Below are 20080 nucleotides of genomic sequence, written 5' to 3'. Positions count from 1 at the left end.
TTGGGCAATTTTAAATTCGCGGTTTGCTCTGTGGCTTTTATTAATACAACTCGAAATATTCTCAGGGCAATCGAAACCGTCGCTGGCACAACCCAAATGTTACCTGCATCACAAAAAAATCCGATTCAGCTTTTTTGGGGAGGTCAAAAAAAGCACAAAATGGAATTTCGCCAGGAAAAAGTGTGACAAGACTCTAATAAATGCCCGTTTGGCGCCGATCTCGGGAAGTGATTTGTGACGAGGGGCAGTTTTTTCCCCGAAATCAATATGCATAATGCGAACAACCTAAAATGGAGGTCGATGTAAATGAATAAGAAAATATTAGCTTTACCCCTGGCTCTGTTTCTTGTGAGCAATACCGCCAGCGCAGTTGAAGTGGGTGGAAACGCTCGAGTTAACTACTCCTGGAAGGATTTCAGTGAAACCTCGAAAGCCACCTCAGGTGACTTCGATTTCAATATGTTCGCCATCAAGCTGTCCGAGGACTGGGGTGACTATGGTGTGACTGCCGAGTACCGGTTCACCGACTCCTACGACTACCTCAAGTATGCCTATGCCTACTGGAACGCCAGTGAGGATCTCACCCTGCAACTGGGTGTGGTCAGCAAGGCGTTCGGCAACAAGAACTTCGCGTCCCACAACTGGTGGTACAGCCTGAACTACTACCTGGGCTTCGAGGATGACTGGGGTGCAGGTGCCAACCTGGCATACAAAAAAGGTTCTTGGGAAACCGAGTTTTCCTTCCACCAGGGGGCCACCTATGGCGCCAGCGACTACCGCCACTATGCCGGTACCGTGAGTGCCGGCACCATCGGTGACAACACCTACAACAACGAGGAGCGCAACACCTTCGATCTGCGTCAGTCCTACCGCCTGGACGGCGACGGCTACCAGCTGCTGCTGGGGGCGTCTCTGGAGTACGGCCAGCTGTACAACCGGGTGGAAAATGAGTCCGGAGACACCTTCACCTGGGCGGCTCACGGTGATCTGTCCATGGGCGACTGGGGCCTGCAGCTGCAATACCTGGATTACAGCTTCGATCAGTATGACGACGGTGAAGTTGATACCAATAAGATTGGTATCGGTGCGGTAACCGGTTTCTATGAAGTGGCCAGTGAAGGTAAAATCCTCACCGCAAATATTTCAAAGAAATTCCCGATGAGCTGGGGCACCATCACCCTGTATAACGATTACAGTGTTCTTCAGCCTGATGAGTCCAGCTTTGATGACTCCATCCTGAACTCTACTGGCTTCTCTGTTTCTTATAAGCAGTTCTTTGTTTATGTCGACTACTACAATGCCAAGAACGTTCTGTGGCTGGGCGGTAACAGCCTGGGTCTGGAGCAGGCCTCTGGCGATTGGAATGGTCGGTTCAACATTAATGTGCAGTACTATTTCTGATAAGCGTGTCGCTAAATTAGAAACAGCTTAATATTGCCTCGTTAGGGGCGGATAAAAAACAAATCACTCTTTAGGGCGATATATATAAATGTCGGCCCGGGCATACTGATGCCAAAAAATGGAGTGGAGACAAATACAAATCACAACTTGTCGGTGTGGAAAATAAGAAACATCGACAGATATGGAGATTTTAGGATGAACGGTGTACAAGCATTAAAAGGCGTACTACCAAAGAAAGTGGGGATCGAGAAGACCGTTTTCTTCCCCTCACTGCTGATCGTGATCCTGCTTTCCTACCTCACCGTCAGGGATCTGGATGCCGCCAACCAGGCGATCAATGCGGTATTCCATTACCTGACCCACACCTGGGGCTGGGCTTTTGAATGGTACATGATCGCCCTGGCCATCGGCTGGGCCTGGTTGGTGTGGGGACCCTACGCCAATAACCGCCTGGGCCAGGAGGAGCCGGAGTTCAGTACCGGCAGCTGGATCTTCCTGATGTTCGCCTCCTGTACTTCGGCGGCGGTACTCTACTGGGGCTCCCTGGAGGCCTACTACTATCTGACCTACCCGCCGTTCGAGCTTGAGTCCATGTCGGTCCAGGCCAAAGAGCTGGGTGTGGCCTACAGCCTGTTCCACTGGGGGCCCCTGCCCTGGATGGGCTATGGCTTCTTTACCGTGGCCCTGGGTTACTTCCTGTTCGTGAAGAAGATGGACGTGGTTCGCCCCAGTGGCACCCTGGAGCCGGTTCTGGGCAAGCATCACAAAGGTATCTTGGGTTCCATCATCGACAACATCTATGTGGTTGCCCTGATTCTGGCCATGGGCACCAGCCTGGGTCTGGCGACGCCTCTGGTGACCGAGTGCATCCAGTGGCTGTTCGGCATTCCGCGGACCATCGAGGTGGATACCTTCGTTATCTCCGTGTGGATCATCTTCAATGCCGTCTGTGTGGCCTTCGGCCTGACCAAGGGCATCAAGATTGCCAGTGACCTGCGCAGCTACCTGAGCATCATCATGCTGGTGTGGGTATTCCTCATCGGCGCCACCAGCTTCACCGTGAACTACTTCACCGAGTCCGTGGGCGTGATGATCGCCTACCTGCCTCGCATGCTGTTCTACACCAGCTCCATCGCCGAGGGCAGCTGGCCTCAGGACTGGACCGTGTTCTACTGGGCCTGGTGGGTAGTCTACGGCATCCAGATGTGCATCTTCCTGGCCAAGATCTCCCGTGGTCGCACCGTACGTCAGCTGTGCCTGACCATGGTGGGTGGCCTGACCGCATCCACCTGGTTCCTGTGGACCATCCTCGGCTCCAACACCGTGAACCTGATGCACGAAAGCATCATCAACATGGGACAGCTGATTCAGGAGCATGGTGCCCCCCGTGCCATCATCGAGACCTGGGCGGCCCTGCCCATGAGCACCATCACCATGTGGGGCTTCTTCATCCTGTGCTTCCTGGCCACAGTGACCCTGATCAACGCCTGTTCCTACACCTTGGCGATGTCCACCTGTAAGGGTGTGGACGCCGACAACGAGCCACCGGTGTGGATCCGTGTGGGCTGGTCTGTACTGGTGGGTGTCATCGGCATCGTGCTGCTGTCCCTGGGTGGCCTCAAGCCCCTGCAGACCGCCATCATCGCCGGCGGTGCGCCCCTGGTGATCGTCAACATCCTGGTGATCATGTCCTTCCTCAAGGACGCCAAGCGCAACAAGTGGGCGGACTAGATTCCATTGGGTGACGGCCAACGTCCCCTGAAAGTAAGTAAATAGAAGGTAAAGAGATATGGACTACAGATTGACCGATGAACAGGAGCTGTTTGTCAAAGGCGTACGTGACCTGATGGAGCGCGAGAACTGGGAAGCCTACTTCGCCGAGTGCGATGAGACCAGCACCTACCCCGAGCGTTTCGTTAAGGAACTGGCTGAGATGGGCATCGACAGCCTGCTGCTGCCCGAGGAGCACGATGGCTTCGACGCTGGCCTGACTACCCTGGCGGTGATCTGGGAAGAGCTGGGGCGCCTGGGTGCCCCCACCTATGTGCTGTACCAGCTGGCTGGCTTCACCACCGTGCTGCGTGAGGGTACCGAGGAGCAGATCGACAAGATCATGTCCCTGCGCGGCACCGGCAAGCAGATGTGGAACTCGGCCATCACCGAACCCGGCGCCGGCTCCGATGTAGGCAGCCTGACCACCAACTACCTGCGTAAGGATGGCAAGATATACCTCAACGGCAGCAAGTGCTTCATCACCTCTGCCGCCGGTTGCCCCTTCCTGGTGGTGATGGCCCGCGACGCCTCCTCCGACACCCCGGTGTTCTCCGAGTTCTTCGTGGACATGACCAAGCCCGGCATCAAGCTGAGCAAGCTGCCTAAGCTGGGTCTGAAGATGGACAGCTGCTGCGAGGTGACCTTCACCGACGTGGAGCTGGAGGAGAAGGACTTTTTCGGTACCGAAGGCAACGGCTTCAACCGGGTGAAGGAGGAGTTCGACATGGAGCGCTTCCTGGTGGCCTGCACCAACTACGGCACCGCCTACTGCGCCTTCGAGGACGCGGCCAAGTACGCCAACCAGCGGGTGCAGTTCGGCCAGGCCATCGGTCGTACCCAGCTGATCCAGGAGAAGTTCGCTCATATGGCCATTCGCCTGAGCAACATGAAGAACATGATCTACCACGTGGCCTGGAAGGCGGACAACGGCATGATGACCTCCGGGGATGCCGCCATGTGCAAATTCTACTGCGCCAACGCCGCCTTCGAGGTGGTGGACTCCGCCATGCAGGTGCTGGGTGGCTACGCCATCGCCGGCGAACACCGCATCAGCCGCTTCTGGCGTGACCTGCGGGTGGACCGTGTCTCCGGTGGCTCCGACGAGATGCAGATCCTGACCCTGGGTCGCGCAGTTCTGAAAGAGTACCGCTAAGGAGGGAGCCCGGGGGAGGCGCTCCCCCGGGCAGCCGCCGCCGGCGGCATTCCAATACAGACAGATTTGATAAGGACGACCATCATGTCCCACAAGCTCTTCACTCCCGAATTCGGCCCCCTGGCGGGTGTCCGGGTTGTCTTCTCCGGTATCGAGATCGCCGGCCCCTTCTCCGCCCAGATGATGGCGGAATGGGGCGCCGAGGTGATCTGGATTGAGAACGTGGCCTACACCGACACCATCCGGGTACAGCCCAACTATCCTGAACTGTCCCGGCGTAACCTGCACGCCCTCTCCCTCAACATCTTCAAGGATGAGGGGCGTGAGGCCTTCCTCAAGCTGATGGAGACCACCGACATCTTCATCGAGGCCAGCAAGGGGCCCGCCTTTGCCCGCCGCGGCATCACCGACGAACTGCTGTGGGAGCGCAACCCCAAGCTGGTGATCGCCCATCTGTCCGGCTTCGGCCAGTATGGCACCGACGAGTACACCAACCTGGCGGCCTACAACACCATCGCTCAGGCGTTCAGCGGCTATTTGCTGCAGAATGGCGACATCGATCAGCCCGCCTCGGCCTTCCCCTATGCCGCCGACTACTTCTCCGGCCTGACCGTGACCAGCTCCGCCCTGGCGGCCTTCCACAAGGCCAAGGAGACCGGTGTGGGTGAGAGCATCGACGTGGCCATGTATGAGGTGATGCTGCGCATGGGCCAGTACTTCATGATGGACTACTTCAACGGCGGCCAGATGGCGCCCCGTCAGTATAAGGGCCGTGACCCCTACTATGCCGGCTGTGGCCTCTACAAGTGCGAAGACGGCTACATCGTGATGGAGATGGTGGGCGTGACCCAGATCGAGGAGCTGTTCAAGGATATCGGCCTGGGCCACCTGCTGGGCACCGAAGCGGTTCCCGAAGGCACCCAGCTGATCCACCGCATCGAGTGCCCCCATGGTCAGGAGATCGAGGATGCGCTGGATCGCTACCTGAACAGCCGCAGTGTCGCCCAGGTGCGCGAGCGCTTCGCCGAGCTGAAGATCGCCTGTGCCAAGGTGCTCGGTGCCGAGGATCTGGAGGAGAACCCCCAGTACCAGGCACGGGAGTCCATCACCCAGTGGCAGACCCTGAAAGGCGAGAGCTGCAAGGGCCCCAACGTGATGCCCAAGTTCAAGAACAACCCCTGCAAGATCTGGCGTGGTATGCCCGGTCACGGCATGGACACCGCCGCCATCCTGAGCGAGATCGGCTACTCCGATGAGGCGATTGAGCAACTGGCTGAAAAGGGGCTGGCCAAGGTCTCTGAAAAATAATCTTCATGGAAGATCACGAGTCCGAAGTGACGGGCGTGACAACCCCCACTTCGGCACTTAGGGTTCTCCCATCCTGAAGTTGGTTGATGTTGAAAGGTAGCAGATGGACATTATTAACGGACAGAGCTTGCGAGAGGCCTGGGATGATCTGGCGCAGTTGCATGGTGACAAGGCCGCACTGATCTTTGAGGATGTCGCCGGACATACTCGTCAGTACGGTTATGCCCAGCTCAATGACGAGATCAACCGGGCCGCCAACCTGTTCAGTTCCCGCGGTATCAGCAAGGGGGACCGTGTCGCCCTGCACCTGAACAACAGCGTGGAGTTCATTCTCTGCTGGTTTGGCCTGGCCAAGATTGGGGCGATCATGGTGCCGATCAACACCCACCTGCTACAGGAGGAGTGCGCCTACATCGTGGCTCAGTGCCGGGTGAAGACCGTGGTGACCCGGCCCGAGTTTCTGCCCATCTATCTGGAGATTCAGCAGAGTCAGCCGGAGTTGGCCGAGCTGCTGGTGACCGGCGGCTGCGGTGCCCTGAAGGGGACCGCCAACTTCGACCGGCTGCTGGAGCAGCAGTCTGCCCAGTTGCAGAGTCAGGAGAGCGTCAGCGCCGACGACGTGGCGGAGATCATGTTTACCTCCGGCACCACCTCAAGGCCCAAAGGGGTGGTGATCACCCACTACAACCTGAGGTTTGCCGGTTACTACACCGCCTGGCAGACCGCCCTGCGCAGCGATGACATCTACCTGACGGCGACCCCGGCCTATCACATCGATTGTCAGTGCACCGCCGCCATGGCCGCGTTCTCCGCCGGCGCCACCTTCGTGCTGCTGGAGAAGTTCAGCGCCCGGGCCTTCTGGGGCCAGGTGGTGAAATACCGGGCCACGGTGACCGAGTGCATCCCGCTGATGATGCGCACCATGATGATGCAGCCGCGTCAGCCCTGGGAGCGCAACCACTGTCTGCGTGAAGTGCTGTTCTATCTGAGCATGTCCGATCAGGAGAAGGATGCCTTCATCGACCGTTTCGGGGTGCGCATCTTTACCTCCTGGGGGATGACCGAGACCATCGTCGGCATCATCGGTGATCGCCCCGGTGACAAGCGGCGCTGGCCCTCCATCGGCCGCACCGGCCTCTGTTATCAGGCCCGGATCACCGGGCCGGACGGCAAGGCGCTGCCCCCCGGGGAGATCGGCGAGATCCAGGTCCGCGGTGAGCCGGGGAAAACCCTGTTCAAGGAGTACTACCAGGCACCGGAGATCACCGCCAGAGCGTTCACTGAGGATGGCTGGCTCAAGACCGGTGACTCAGCTTATCAAGATGAGGAGGGGTTCTTCTTCTTTGTCGACCGGGCCAGCAACATGATCAAGCGCTGTGGCGAAAATGTCTCCTGTCTGGAGATTGAAAATATCATCTCTGAAATTCCCGAGGTGGTGGAAGCGGCAGTGATTGGGGTGAAAGATTCCATTCGAGACGAGGCGATAAAGGCGTTCGTTGTATTGCAAGATGACGCTGAAATTAGTGAGCAGGAAATCCTGGAGTACTGCGTAAAGAATATGGCCAAGTTTAAAGTTCCGTCCTTTATTGAATTGCGCGGAGCATTGCCAAAAACCTGCACCGGCAAGGTACAGAAACATCTTCTTTGTGAAGTGAGCTAAACCAAATTTTAAATGGAAGGAGTCATTGAGTGACTCTTATTGGAGAAAGAGTATGAGCGAATCATTGCACGTTACCCGAAATGGCCACGTTCTGGAGATTGTCCTGGATCGTCCCAAGGCCAACGCCATCGACGCCAAGACCAGCTATGCCATGGGCGAAGTCTTCATGATGTTCCGTGACGATCCGGAGCTGAGGGTGGCGATCATCACCGGTGCCGGAGAGCGCTTCTTCTCCGCCGGCTGGGACCTGAAGGCGGCTGCGGAAGGGGAAGCCCCTGACGCCGACTTTGGTCCGGGCGGTTTTGCCGGCCTGACCGAACTGTTCGACCTGGACAAGCCGGTGATCGCCGCGGTGAACGGTTACGCCTTCGGTGGCGGCTTCGAGCTGGCCCTGGCCGCAGACATGATCGTCTGTGCCGATAACGCCAGCTTCGCCCTGCCCGAAGCCAAGCTGGGCATCGTGCCGGACAGCGGCGGCATGCTGCGTCTGCCTAAGGTGATGCCACAGGCGATCGTCAACGAGATGATGATGACCGGTCGTCGCATGGACGCCGAAGAGGCCCTGCGCTGGGGCGTGGTCAACCGGGTGGTGCCCGTGGAGCAGCTGATGGAGAGCGCCCGTGAACTGGCCGCTCAGATCGCCCTGAGCGCCCCGCTGGCGGTAGCCGCCCTGAAAGAGGTATGCCGTACCACCGCCGAGATGACCGTTGAGGAGGGGTATCGCTTCACCCGCAGCGGCGCGCTGAAGCACTACCCGGCGGTTTTGCACTCCGAGGATGCCCTGGAGGGACCCGCGGCCTTCGCAGAGAAGCGCGATCCTGTCTGGAAAGGGAAATAAGTTTTCCAGGCATTCGGAGGGCTCATTATTTAATTTTTGAATGAGAAGTTAAATAGAGTCTTCGTACCCACTCAACCCTCGCGGAAATGGTGGTTTTTCTCTAGTTGTCTGGTGTGTGTAATACCTCCGGAGGGGAAAGTGTTTTTTCAATCTGAACCTATCGAGCGTTAGCGTTATCGCTTGGCGAGCTCTGCATGAGGAATTCTGGCGGGTGTGCCGTTAGTAGAGTCTCGCCTTTTTTTCTTTTTTCTCATCGCCAAGGAGGCGATGGAATATTTTTTTTAGTTTCGGAGCCGGTGAGATGCCTTGCTACCAATTTGAAGGACTGATCCCCGTGGTGGACCCCAGCGCCTATGTGCACCCCACCGCGGTGTTGATCGGCGACGTGATCATCGGCCCCGGCGTCTATGTCGGCCCCAACGCCGTGCTTCGCGGCGATTTTGGCCGGTTGATCCTGGAGGCGGGCGCCAACCTGCAGGATGGTTGCATCATGCACGGCTACTGCGATCAGGACACCCGGGTGGAGGCCAATGGTCACATCGGCCACGGGGCGGTGCTGCACGGTTGCGTCATCGGCCGCGACGCCCTGGTGGGGATGAACTCCGTGGTGATGGACGGGGCGGTGATCGGCCCCGAGAGCATGGTGGCCGCCATGAGCTTCGTCAAGGTGGGGTTCCGCGGCGAGCCGCGGCAGCTGCTGGCGGGGGTCCCCGCCCGGGTGAAGCGCAGCCTGAGCGAGCAGGACCTTCAATGGAAACGTTTGAATACCCTTGAGTATCAGGCCCTGGCGGGGCGCAGCGCCGCCTCGATGGAGCCTGTGGCGCCCCTGAGCCGAATGGAGGCCGACCGGCCCAGGCTCAAGGGGGTGACCGAGGTGCAGCCCTCGGCCAAATAACGATCATGTCGCCTGCCCGGAGGAGCAGATACTGCCCATCGGCCGGAGTGCATCCACCTCTCTCATCCTTGGATCCCCTGCGGGCTTTCCTGGTGGGCGACACCCCATAACCGGGCGGGCCGCAGGCCCGCCGTGCAAAAGGAGACGACTATGTCACTGGATCCACAAGTGGCGGCCTTCCTGGAGGAGGTGCGCCAATCCGGAGCCAAACCCTATGAAGCGATGACCCCCCAGGAGGCCAGAGCCCTGGAACTCTCCGGCGGTGAGCCGGCGCGGGCGCCGGAGAGCGTCGCGGCGGTGGAGCACCGGTTTCTGCCCGGTCCGACCGCGGACCTGCCGGTTCGGCTCTACCGCCCGGCAGGGGTCGAGACGCCTCGGGCGGGGATGCCGGCGCTGATCTTCTTCCACGGCAGCGGCTGGATGGTGTCCAACATCGGCACCAACGACCCCTTCGCCCGGGCCCTGGCCAACCGCACCGGTGCGGTGGTGGTGGCGGTCAACTACCAGAAGGCGCCGGAACACAAGTTCCCCATCCCCATGGAGGACTGCTTCGCCGCCACTCGCTGGGTGTTTGACCACGCCGAAGAGCTGGGTCTGGATCCCGGCCGCATCGGCCTGTTCGGCGACAGCGCCGGGGGCAACCTGGCGGCGGCGGTGGCCCTGAGGGCTCGGGATGAGCAGGGGCCCAAGCTGGCCTGCCAGGTGCTGGTCTACCCCGCCGTTCAGTATGGCCTGCAGACCCGCTCCGTCATCGAGCATGGCGAGGGTTACCTGCTGCAGCGCGCCAGCATGGCGTATTACTGGGGCCACTACATGCGCTCCGCCACCGATGCCCTGCACCCCTATTGTGCCCCCCTGGTGGCCTCGGATCACAGCGGCCTGCCTCCGACGCTGATCTACTGTGCCCAGTATGACCCCCTGTGCGACGACGGTGCCCTCTATGCCGACAAACTGGCCCGAGCCGGTGTGCCGGTGCAGTACCGGGTGTTTGACGGGGTGATCCACGGTTTCATCAAGATGCTGGGTACCTTTGACCAGGCCGATCACTTCCTCGAGGTGGTGGCCCGGGAGGTTCGGCCCCTGCTGGGCTGAGGAGGTCGTGGCCTACCTGTGGCTGATGCTGGCGATCCTGGCCGAAGTGGGGGCCACCAGCCTGCTGGGTCAGACCCGGGGCTTCACCCGGTTGCTGCCGACCCTGCTCTGCCTGGGGGGCTACCTGGTGGCCTTTGCCTTGCTGGCCCGCGTGGTGACCCAGGTGCCGGTGGGCATCGCCTACGCCCTGTGGTGTGGCAGCGGCATGGTGCTGGTGGCCTTAGCCGCCTGGCTGCTGCGGGGCGAGCGCCTGGACGGACCGGCGTTGGTGGGCATTGGCCTGATCCTGGCCGGCACCCTGGTGATCCGGCTGTTCTCATCGGTATCGGCTCATTAGGTCTGCCGCAATTTTTCGATTAAGGAGTGTCAGGTGGGACTGAATAACCTGAGTGTCAGAAACAAGATTGCCCTGGGGTACCTGGGGATCGCCCTGGCGTTTGCCCTGCTCATCGCCCTGGTGACCCGGCAGACCATGGATATGGAACGGACCATGGCCGGTTTCAGCCAGGTGACCCTGCCCAGGCTGATGCTGGTGGAGGACATGCGCGCCTTCATCATCGACTACCGCAAGTACGATTTCTCCCTGGTCTCCAATGCCGGTGATCCGGACATGGGTCAGTGGGTCATCGACGGTCGCAAGATGCCGCTGACCATGGCGCAGCACCTCAAGGAGTACCGCCGGGGGATCGGCTCCGAGCAGGAGCGCCAGGTGCTGGCGGCGCTGCAGCAGAGCTGGGATCACTACCTAGAGGTCAATGCCCCCTTCCTGGATCGCATCAGTGAGGAGAGGTACCAGGATGCCAACGACGCCATCATGGCCAGCTACCCCGCCTATCTGGAGCTGATGGAGGCGATCGACGCTGTGCTTGCGTTCAATCAACAGGCGGTGGAGGCGAACACGGTCGCCAGCCGTCACGCCACCGAGCGCAGCTACTGGGTGCTGGGAATAGGCGCTTTGCTGCTTGCTGGTTTCATGCTGCTGAGCGCGTTGATTCTGGTGCGACAGATCTGCCGTCCCCTGGCCAGCATCCGCGGCTTCATCGCCGCGGTGGCCCAGGGGGATCTCACCTGTCGGTTGCCGGAGCAGGGGTTCTCCCGGGACGAACTTGGGGCCCTGGCGTCGGACAGTCGCCAGATGGGGGAGCGCCTGGCGGCGCTGGTGGAGCAGATCGCCGCCGCCGCCCAGCAACTGGGCGGGGCCATCGACGAGATGGGCACGGTGTCGGAGCAGGTGTCCCAGGGGATGGCCCAGCAGCAGGGGCAGGTCGCCTCCATCGCCAGCGCCATGAACCAGATGCAGTCCACGGTGGCCGAGGTGGCCCGCAATACCGAGCAAGCCTCTGAGTCCGCCGACAGCGCCAACGGCGATGCCGGCGAGGGGATGGACGAGGTGCGCCACAGCATCACCGGCATCCGCGAGGCGGAGGCGGTGATTGAGCAGGCTGGTGAATTGGTGGCCGAGCTGGAGCGCGAGTCCGCCAATATCGGCATGGTGGTGGACGTGATCCGCGAGATCGCCGACCAGACCAACCTGCTGGCCCTCAATGCCGCTATCGAGGCGGCCCGCGCCGGAGAGCAGGGTCGGGGGTTTGCGGTGGTGGCCGACGAAGTGCGCACCCTGGCGGGCCGCACCCAGGAGTCCACCAGCCGCATCGTCGCCATCATCGAGCAACTGCAGACCAGTTCCAAGCAGGCGGGGGCGGCCACCCAGAGCAGCTGTGAGCTGATCAAGGGCTGCGTCGACCAGGCGGAGCAGGCCAGCCGCTCCATGGAGAAGGTGGTCGCTGCCATCGATACCATAGCCGCGATGAACACCCAGATCGCCAGTGCCTGCAGCGAGCAGCAGGCGGTGGCTGCCGACCTGGGGCAAAACCTGGAGGGGGTCAGTCAGGCCTCCCGTGAGGTGGCCGACGGTTCCGCCCAGACTGCCAGAGCCAGCGTCGAGCTGGGGCAGCTGGCCTCCCGGCTGCAGCAGGCGGTCAGCCAGTTCAGAATTCACTAACGAGAGAGACCATATGATTACAACCATGCTAAAGGGCAAGCTGCATCAGGCCCGGGTAACCCACGCCGAACTGGAGTATGAGGGATCGTGCGCCATCGATCAGGAGTTCCTGGAGGCGGCGGGTATTCTCGAGTACGAGAAGATCGAGCTGTACAACGTGGATAACGGCGAACGTTTCGCCACCTACGCCATCGTCGCCGAGGCGGGCTCCAGGATCATCTCCGTCAACGGCGCCGCGGCCCACAAGGCGGCGGTGGGAGACCGGTTGATCATCTGCGCCTATGTGCAGATGGCGCAGGCCGAGGCCCAGGGGCACAAGCCCCGTCTGGTCTATCTGGCTGAGGGTAACCGGGTCAAGGGGATCGGTCACGGCGTGCCCACCCAGGCGGCCGATTAGGCGGGGTGCCTCGCCGATTCCCCTGGGATTGGCAAGGCGCTTATCGATGCGCAGGGATGCGCCAACCATCTCGTTCATTTATGAGAAAACAGCATCCGGGCTCATTGGACTTGGGATCGGGGTCACACCGGAGTAAACTAGGGCCCGCCTAAAAAATAACCCCCTACGCAGGAGACATGGATGCTGGAAAAAACAATGAACATCGCCGATTTTGATCCCGAGCTGTGGGAAGCGATGGAAGCGGAGCGTGTCCGTCAGGAAGAGCATATCGAACTGATCGCCTCCGAAAACTACACCAGCCCCCGAGTGCTGGAGGCCCAGGGCTCTCAGCTGACCAACAAGTACGCCGAAGGCTACCCCCACAAGCGTTACTATGGCGGTTGTGAGTACGTGGACAAGTCCGAAGAGCTGGCCATCAATCGGGCCAATGAACTGTTCGGCTCCGATTACGCCAACGTTCAGCCTCACTCCGGCTCCCAGGCGAACGCGGCAGTCTACATGGCCCTGCTGGAGCCCGGCGACACCGTCCTGGGTATGAGTCTGGCCCACGGTGGCCACCTGACCCACGGTGCCAGCGTCTCCTTCTCCGGCAAAATGTACAACGCCGTTCAGTACGGCATCTCCCCGGAATCCGGTGAGATCGATTACGACGAGGTCCTGGCCTTGGCCAGGGAGCATCAGCCCAAGATGATCATCGCCGGCTTTTCCGCCTATTCCGGCGTGATCGACTGGGCCAAGTTCCGTGAGATCGCCGACCAGGTGGGCGCCTACCTGTTTGTCGACATGGCCCACGTTGCCGGCCTGGTGGCCGCCGGTGTCTACCCCAACCCGGTGCCGCACGCCCACGTGGTGACCACCACCACCCACAAGACCCTGGCCGGTCCCCGCGGTGGCCTGATCCTCTCCGCCTGTGGCGATGAGGCCATCTACAAGAAGCTGAACTCCGCGGTATTCCCCGGCGGCCAGGGCGGCCCTCTGTGCCATGTGATCGCCGCCAAGGCGGTGGCCTTCAAGGAAGCGCTGCAGCCCGAGTTCAAGGCCTACCAGCAGCAGGTAGTGACTAATGCCCAGGCGATGGCCGAGGTGTTCATGGCCCGCGGTTACAAGGTGGTCTCCGGTGGTACCCAGAACCACCTGTTCCTGCTGGATCTGATCGACAAGGACATTACCGGCAAGGATGCGGACGCCGCCCTGGGCCGCGCCAACATCACGGTGAACAAGAACTCGGTGCCCAACGATCCCCGCAGCCCCTTTGTGACCTCCGGGCTGCGTATCGGCACTCCGGCACTGACCCGTCGTGGCATCACCGAGGCGGAAGCCCGTGAGCTGACCGGCTGGATCTGCGACATCCTCGACGACTTCGGCAACGAAGCCGTGGTAGAGCGGGTCAAGGCTCAGGTGAAGGATCTGTGCGCCCGCCGTCCCGTCTACCGCTAATCGCCCCGAAAGGCCCATCATTCGATGGGCCTTTTCCCCTGCCTGGAACAGCCCAAATTCCCAGTTTGAGACGCCCCTTTGTTAGCAAAGGGTTATGGAGTCACGTCCAGACGGAGAGCCAGATCAAAGGGCGAGGTTCAAACCCCCGCAAACCGTTAACCTGGCGGCCTAAATCCGCTATTCTATGCAGTCAGTTAAGCTGTCCTGGTAAAAGGGACCCTGCCGGAGGCAACATGCACTGTCCATTTTGTTCAACCAATGACACCAAGGTGATCGACTCCCGTCTGGTGGCCGAAGGGCACCAGGTGCGCCGTCGGCGCGAGTGCCTCACCTGTCACGAACGTTTTACCACCTTCGAGACCGCCGAGTTGGTGATGCCCAGGGTGATCAAGCAGAACGGTACCCGTGAACCCTTCGACGAGGATAAGCTGCGTCGGGGCATTCAGCGGGCGGTGGAGAAGCGTCCGGTCTCCCAGGAGGCGATAGAGCAGTCCCTGAGCAAGATCAAATCCGCCCTGCGCGCCACCGGCGAGCGGGAAGTGGGCTCAGACATGGTGGGCAACCTGGTGATGGAGCAGCTGATGGCCCTGGACAAGGTGGCCTACATCCGCTTCGCCTCCGTCTACCGCGCCTTCGAGGATCTGTCCCAATTCGGCGAAGCGATCGCCAAGCTGGAAAAGTGATGAGCTGGTCACAAGACGACTTTCAACATATGCGCCGGGCCATCGAACTGGCCCGGCGCGGCCGTTTCTCCACTCGCCCCAACCCCGCCGTGGGTTGCGTCATCGTCCGGGATGGCCGGGTGGTGGGGGAGGGGTTCCACCCCAAGGCCGGAGAGCCCCATGCCGAAGTGTTTGCCCTGCGGGCTGCCGGTGAGCTGGCCCGCGGCGCCACCGCCTATGTGACCCTGGAGCCCTGCTCCCACTACGGTCGCACTCCCCCCTGTGCCGAGGCGCTGATCCGGGCCGGTGTCGGCCGGGTGGTGGCCGCCATGGTGGACCCCAATCCCCAGGTGGCGGGCCGTGGCCTGTCGATGCTGAGAGAGGCGGGCATCGAGGTGGCCTCCGGGCTGCTGGAGGGGGATGCCCTGGCAATCAACCCCGGATTTATCAAGCGGATGTCCGAAGGACGTCCCTTTATCCGCATCAAGCTGGCGGCCTCCGTTGATGGCCGCACCGCCCTGGCCAATGGCCACTCCAAGTGGATCACCGGCCCCCAGGCACGTCAGGATGTCCAGAGGATGCGCCTGGCTCACGGTGCCATCATTACCGGTGCCGATTCGGTGCTGGCGGATGACCCGGCGATGAACGTCCGCCCGGAACAGCTGCCGGCGTCGCTGACCCTGCCCGACACCTGGTCTCAGCCGTTGCGGGTGGTGGTCGACGGTCGCGCCCGGCTGGCGCCGCCTTTGAGGCTGACCGCCATCGAGTCGCCGGTGCTGCTGGCCTCGACCCGCGCCTACGGCTGTGACTGGCCCGACTGGGTGGAGAGCTGGCAGGGACCGTCCAGGTGCGACAAGCTGGATCTGCATGCCCTGGTGGCGGAGCTGGCCGAGCGTCAGATCAACACCGTGATGGTGGAGGCGGGTGCCTCCCTGGCCGGGGCCTTTCTCAGTGCCGGTCTCTGGGATGAACTTATTCTGTACCAGGCGCCTAAGATGATGGGGAGTGACGGCCGCGGGGTGGTGAACCTGCCCGAACTGGCCGAGATGACCCAGGTGCCGGAGTTTCAATTCAAAGACGTTCGCCGGGTGGGGGCCGATCTGCGCCTGACCCTGGTGCGCGCGGAGTCATAGATGTTTACAGGCATTATCGAAGCGGTGGGCACCCTGCGCCAGTTGGAGCGCCGGGGTGACGATCTCAAGGTGACCGTAGCCAGCGGCAAACTGCCCCTGGCGGATGTGCAGTTGGGAGACAGCATCGCCACCAACGGCGTCTGTCTCACCGTGGTGGAGAAGCTGGCGGACGGTTACGTGGCCGACGTTTCCGGCGAAACCCTGGCCCGCACCAACTTCGCTCATTACCAGGTGGGTCAGAGGGTCAACCTGGAGCGGGCGGTGACCCCGGACACCCGCCTCGGCGGCCACCTGGTCAGCGGCCACGTGGATGGCCTGGCCACAGTTGAGAGCGTCAGTCCCCGAGGACGCGCCATAGAGTACTGGCTGCGGGCCCCGTCGGGCCTGGGCCGCTACATTCCCGAGAAAGGGTCGGTGACCATCGACGGCATCAGCCTGACCGCCAACGAGGTGGATGGTCACCGTTTTCGACTTACCCTGGTACCCCATACCGTCCAGGAGACCACCATCGGTGAGCTCAAGCCGGGGTCGACGGTGAATCTGGAGGTGGATCTGATCGCCCGCTACCTGGAGCGACTGATGCAGCCCCTGGATGATCAACCGGACGCCGGCGGCATCACCCTGGAGATGTTGGCAAAAACTGGATTTTTAAAATAACAAGGTCATCAAGATGGCACTGAACAGCATTGAAGAGATCATCGAGGATATCCGTCTGGGCAAGATGGTGATCCTGATGGACGACGAGGATCGCGAGAACGAGGGCGATCTGATCATGGCCGCCGAGGCGGTCACCCCCGAAGCGATCAACTTTATGGCCAAGTATGGCCGCGGGCTGATCTGCATGCCCATGAGCGGTGAGCGTTGCGACCGCCTGGGGCTGCACCAGATGGTGTCCCGCCACACTGAGCAGTATGGCACCGCCTTCACCGTCTCCATCGAGGCGGCCCAGGGGGTGACCACCGGCATCTCCGCCGCCGATCGGGCGGTGACCGTGCAGACCGCCGTGGCCAAGGACGCCAAGCCCACCGACCTGGTCCAGCCCGGTCACATCTTCCCCCTGCGCGCCCGCGATGGTGGGGTGTTGACCCGCGCCGGCCACACTGAGGCGTCGGTGGACCTGGCCCGCCTGGGCGGCTACGAGTCCGCCGCGGTGATCGTGGAGATCCTCAACGAGGACGGCACCATGGCCCGTCGCCCCCAACTGGAGGTGTTTGCCGAGGAGCATGGGCTGAAGATCGGCACCATCGCCGATCTTATCGAGTACCGCAACCTCAACGAAACCACCATCGTCCGTGAGACCAGCTGCCGCTGGCCGACCCGGTTCGGTGAGTTCGAACTGGTGAGCTTCCGCGACACCATCGACGGCGAGGCCCACTTTGCCCTGGTGAAGGGCGATCTCGGCGACAATCCCCTGGTGCGGGTGCACCTGCACGACGAATTTAATGATCTGCTGTTCTCCCAGCGTGGCGGCGCCAGCCCATGGAGCCTGGAAGCCGCCCTGGAGCGGATCGCCCGGGAGGAGAACGGTGCGCTGGTGCTGCTGGGCCGTCATCAGAGCAGCGAGGAGCTGCTGACCCAGATCCGCAGCTATGCCGAGGAGGATCAGGGGGCGGCCGGGCCCAAACACAAGCCGTTCGGTACCTCCCGTACCGTCGGCGTCGGCTCGCAGATCCTGGCGGAGATGGGCGTGACCCGCATGCGCCTGCTCTCCGGTCAGAAACGATACCACGCCCTGTCCGGTTTCGGACTGGAAGTGACCGAGTACATCGGTGAATAAAACCGGCTGGCCAGCGTTAAGTTTTTAGCGTTGGCTGTGCTATCATTACGCCACTTTTCGCCCCTGTCTCATACCGGGGCGTCTACCAATCTGTTTTTTGGATATAAATCATGATTGTCATCGAAGGAAACATTGAAGCCAAAGGCGCGAAGATCGCCCTGGTGGTCGGCCGTTTTAACAGCTTCGTCGTCGAGAGCCTGGTGGAAGGCGCCATCGATACCCTGAAGCGTCTTGGTAACGTCAATGACGATGATATCTCCATCGTTCGTGTACCCGGCGCTTTCGAACTGCCTCTGGCCGCCCGCAAACTGGCTGCCAAAGGGGAGTTCGACGCCATCATCGCCCTGGGTGCGGTGATCCGCGGTGGTACCCCCCACTTTGATTTCGTTGCCGGAGAGTGCAACAAGGGACTGGCACAGGTGATGCTGGAGTTTGATACTCCCGTCTCCTTCGGCGTCCTTACTACCGATACCATCGAACAGGCCATTGAGCGTGCCGGCACCAAGGCTGGCAACAAGGGCCACGAGGCCGCAATGAGCGCCCTGGAGATGGTAAACGTCCTTAAGCAGATCTAAGAGACGTCTATAAATTCAGGAGAACCTAGTGAAGCCTTCAGAGCGTCGCAAAGCCCGCCGACTGGCGGTGCAGGCCATCTATTCATGGCAAATGAGTGGGAATGATGTGGCCAATGTGGAACACCATTTCCTCACAGAGCAGGAAACCGACGGCGTAGATGTGGCTTACTTCCGTGAACTGCTGGTGGGGGTCGCCACCCACGCCAAGCAGTTGGACGATAAGTGCAAACCCTACCTGGCTCGCCTTATCGAGGAGGTGGACCCCATCGAACTGGCGGTTTTGCGCCTGGGTGCGTACGAGTTGCTCTACCGTGACGACGTGCCCTATAAGGTGGCTATCAACGAAGCCATTGAACTGGCTAAGGCCTTCGCCTCCGACGACAGCCACAAGTTTGTCAATGGAGTGCTCGACAAACTGGCCAACGCCCAGAAGCGTTGAGCCTGAGCGTTGATCGATTGATGGAGCGGCCACATACCTATGTGGCCCTTTTTATGTATGCCAATTAGCGAATTTGAATTAATCGAGCGGTTTTTCCGTCAGGGATGTCAGCGCGGCAATCAGCGCAAGGACGTATTGATGGGGATCGGCGACGACGCCGCCATCCTGCGGGTACCGGCCAACAACCAGCTGGTGGTCACCACCGACACCCTGGTGGAGGGGATCCATTTTCTCCCCTCCATCGACCCGGAGATGCTGGCCTACAAGTCGGTGGCGGTGAACCTGTCGGATCTGGCAGCCATGGGGGCCGACCCCGCCTGGTTGACCCTGGCCCTGACCCTGCCCCGCAGCGATGAAACCTGGCTGTCCCGTTTCGCCGCCGGTCTCAACCAGATCTGCGAGTACTACGGCATCGCCCTGGTGGGCGGTGACACCACCCGTGGGCCGCTGACCATCACCCTGACCGCCCTGGGGCATGTCCCCTCGGATCAGTCCCTGAGTCGCAGCGGCGCCAAGCCCGGCGACTGGATCTTCGTCACCGGCCATCTGGGTGACAGCGCCGCCGGCCTCAAGTTGCTCAAGGGCGAGCTTCAGGCCAGCGACGATCACAGGGAGTTTCTGGTGACCCGTCACCTGCGCCCCACCCCCAGGATTCTGGCGGGACGCTCGCTGCGCGGCATCGCCAGTGCCTGCCTGGATCTGTCCGATGGCCTGGCCGGCGATCTGGAGCACATTGTCACCGCCTCCGGGGTCGGCGCCCACGTGGAGATCGACAAGTTGCCCCTGTCCAAGGCGCTGTTGGAGACCCTGGGTGACGAGGAGGCCAGACAGTTGGCGATCCGTGGCGGCGAGGATTACGAGCTGTTGTTTACCGTGCCCGAGGCTCAGAAGGGGGCGCTGATGACCGCCCTGGGCGAGGCCGGTGTCAGCCACAGCTGCATCGGTCAGATCCGCGCCGGCAGCGGCATCCACTACTACCGCGAGGGTGAGCCCCTGCAACAGGCTCCCCAGAGCTTTCGGCACTTCTGATGGTGAGCCTGATGACACGATTTCCCGCGGTGCGCCTGACTAACCCGGTGCACTTCCTGGCCCTGGGGGGCGGCCTCGGCCTGGCCCCCAAGGCACCGGGCACCTTCGGTACCCTGGCGGCTTTTCCCCTCTACTGGGTGATGCAGGATTGGTCGCTGTTCCCCTACCTGATGACCCTGATCCTTTTCTCCGCCTTGGGGATCTACCTGTGTGGCAAGACCGCCGAGGATATGGGGGTGCACGACCACCCGGCCATCGTCTGGGACGAGGTGGTGGGGATGCTGATCACCCTGATCGCCGCCCCCGCCGGTTGGCACTGGCTGGTGATCGGCTTCGCCCTGTTCCGCCTGTTCGACATCTGGAAGCCCTGGCCCATCCGCTTCTTCGATAAGCAGATGGAGGGGGGGCTGGGGATCATGGTGGACGATATCCTCGCCGGCCTGTTCGCCCTGGTGTGGCTGCAGGCCCTGGCTCGCATCTTCCCCGACCTGTAATCTCAAAGGCCCGCG

20 protein-coding genes are annotated in these 20080 nt (G+C 61.3%); all 20 read left to right on the top strand.

The window, feature by feature from the left end:
• Positions 1-306 precede the first annotated feature (306 nt).
• The 20 genes from FCL40_RS07885 to FCL40_RS07790 all read left to right on the top strand — a co-directional run bounded on the left by FCL40_RS07885 (position 307) and on the right by FCL40_RS07790 (position 20065).
• Complete coding sequence (locus FCL40_RS07885) at positions 307-1401, top strand: hypothetical protein (protein WP_136852616.1); 1095 nt, start codon at positions 307-309, stop codon at positions 1399-1401.
• A gap of 195 nt (positions 1402-1596) precedes the next feature.
• Positions 1597-3132 (top strand): L-carnitine/gamma-butyrobetaine antiporter, encoded by a 1536-nt coding sequence (gene caiT, locus FCL40_RS07880; RefSeq protein WP_136852615.1) that lies wholly within the window; start codon positions 1597-1599, stop codon positions 3130-3132.
• Positions 3133-3190: 58 nt separating this feature from the next.
• Positions 3191-4327: a crotonobetainyl-CoA dehydrogenase gene (gene caiA / locus FCL40_RS07875; RefSeq protein ID WP_136852614.1), complete on the top strand. Its 1137-nt coding sequence runs from the start codon at positions 3191-3193 to the stop codon at positions 4325-4327.
• An 84-nt stretch (positions 4328-4411) separates the two neighbouring features.
• Positions 4412-5635: an L-carnitine CoA-transferase gene (caiB, locus tag FCL40_RS07870; protein ID WP_136852613.1), complete on the top strand. Its 1224-nt coding sequence runs from the start codon at positions 4412-4414 to the stop codon at positions 5633-5635.
• Positions 5636-5738: 103 nt separating this feature from the next.
• Entirely contained in the window at positions 5739-7295 is a 1557-nt protein-coding gene (gene caiC, locus FCL40_RS07865) for a crotonobetaine/carnitine-CoA ligase (RefSeq protein ID WP_136852612.1), read from the top strand.
• 52 nt (positions 7296-7347) lie between these two features.
• Complete coding sequence (caiD, locus tag FCL40_RS07860) at positions 7348-8133, top strand: crotonobetainyl-CoA hydratase (protein WP_136852611.1); 786 nt, start codon at positions 7348-7350, stop codon at positions 8131-8133.
• Between the two features lie 301 nt (positions 8134-8434).
• Positions 8435-9028 (top strand): carnitine operon protein CaiE, encoded by a 594-nt coding sequence (gene caiE / locus FCL40_RS07855; protein ID WP_136852610.1) that lies wholly within the window; start codon positions 8435-8437, stop codon positions 9026-9028.
• 150 nt (positions 9029-9178) lie between these two features.
• The gene (locus FCL40_RS07850; protein ID WP_136852609.1) at positions 9179-10120 is read left to right on the top strand and encodes an alpha/beta hydrolase; all 942 of its coding nucleotides are present in this window, start codon (positions 9179-9181) and stop codon (positions 10118-10120) included.
• Between the two features lie 7 nt (positions 10121-10127).
• Positions 10128-10457, top strand: coding sequence for a DMT family transporter (locus tag FCL40_RS07845; protein ID WP_229360296.1), 330 nt, complete (start codon positions 10128-10130; stop codon positions 10455-10457).
• Between the two features lie 33 nt (positions 10458-10490).
• Positions 10491-12122, top strand: coding sequence for a methyl-accepting chemotaxis protein (locus tag FCL40_RS07840; protein WP_136852608.1), 1632 nt, complete (start codon positions 10491-10493; stop codon positions 12120-12122).
• Positions 12123-12135: 13 nt separating this feature from the next.
• Positions 12136-12519, top strand: a complete 384-nt coding sequence (gene panD / locus FCL40_RS07835; RefSeq protein ID WP_136852607.1) for an aspartate 1-decarboxylase — start codon at positions 12136-12138, stop codon at positions 12517-12519.
• A 180-nt stretch (positions 12520-12699) separates the two neighbouring features.
• On the top strand, positions 12700-13956 hold the full coding sequence (glyA, locus tag FCL40_RS07830) for a serine hydroxymethyltransferase (protein WP_136852606.1): 1257 nt from the start codon (positions 12700-12702) through the stop codon (positions 13954-13956).
• Between the two features lie 233 nt (positions 13957-14189).
• Positions 14190-14639 carry a transcriptional regulator NrdR gene (gene nrdR, locus FCL40_RS07825; RefSeq protein WP_136852605.1) on the top strand — a complete coding sequence of 150 codons (450 nt, stop codon included), beginning with the start codon at positions 14190-14192 and terminating at the stop codon, positions 14637-14639.
• Positions 14639-15751 (top strand): bifunctional diaminohydroxyphosphoribosylaminopyrimidine deaminase/5-amino-6-(5-phosphoribosylamino)uracil reductase RibD, encoded by a 1113-nt coding sequence (gene ribD, locus FCL40_RS07820; protein WP_136852604.1) that lies wholly within the window; start codon positions 14639-14641, stop codon positions 15749-15751. Before nrdR ends, ribD begins: the two co-directional genes overlap by 1 nt.
• A complete protein-coding gene (locus FCL40_RS07815) occupies positions 15752-16408 on the top strand; it encodes a riboflavin synthase (RefSeq protein WP_136852603.1) in 657 nt (218 codons plus the stop codon).
• A 13-nt stretch (positions 16409-16421) separates the two neighbouring features.
• Positions 16422-17528, top strand: a complete 1107-nt coding sequence (gene ribBA / locus FCL40_RS07810) for a bifunctional 3,4-dihydroxy-2-butanone-4-phosphate synthase/GTP cyclohydrolase II (RefSeq protein WP_136852602.1) — start codon at positions 16422-16424, stop codon at positions 17526-17528.
• A gap of 110 nt (positions 17529-17638) precedes the next feature.
• Positions 17639-18103 carry a 6,7-dimethyl-8-ribityllumazine synthase gene (gene ribH, locus FCL40_RS07805; protein ID WP_028109889.1) on the top strand — a complete coding sequence of 155 codons (465 nt, stop codon included), beginning with the start codon at positions 17639-17641 and terminating at the stop codon, positions 18101-18103.
• Positions 18104-18131: 28 nt separating this feature from the next.
• Positions 18132-18542, top strand: coding sequence for a transcription antitermination factor NusB (gene nusB / locus FCL40_RS07800; protein WP_136852601.1), 411 nt, complete (start codon positions 18132-18134; stop codon positions 18540-18542).
• A gap of 63 nt (positions 18543-18605) precedes the next feature.
• The gene (thiL, locus tag FCL40_RS07795) at positions 18606-19571 is read left to right on the top strand and encodes a thiamine-phosphate kinase (RefSeq protein WP_205729120.1); all 966 of its coding nucleotides are present in this window, start codon (positions 18606-18608) and stop codon (positions 19569-19571) included.
• Positions 19572-19582: 11 nt separating this feature from the next.
• Entirely contained in the window at positions 19583-20065 is a 483-nt protein-coding gene (locus FCL40_RS07790; protein ID WP_229360295.1) for a phosphatidylglycerophosphatase A family protein, read from the top strand.
• The last annotated feature ends 15 nt before the right edge of the window (positions 20066-20080 follow it).

It is taken from the genome of Ferrimonas sediminicola, assembly GCF_005116715.1.
GTDB classification, from domain to species: domain Bacteria; phylum Pseudomonadota; class Gammaproteobacteria; order Enterobacterales; family Shewanellaceae; genus Ferrimonas; species Ferrimonas sediminicola.
This window is presented reverse-complemented; position numbering and strand designations above follow the sequence as displayed.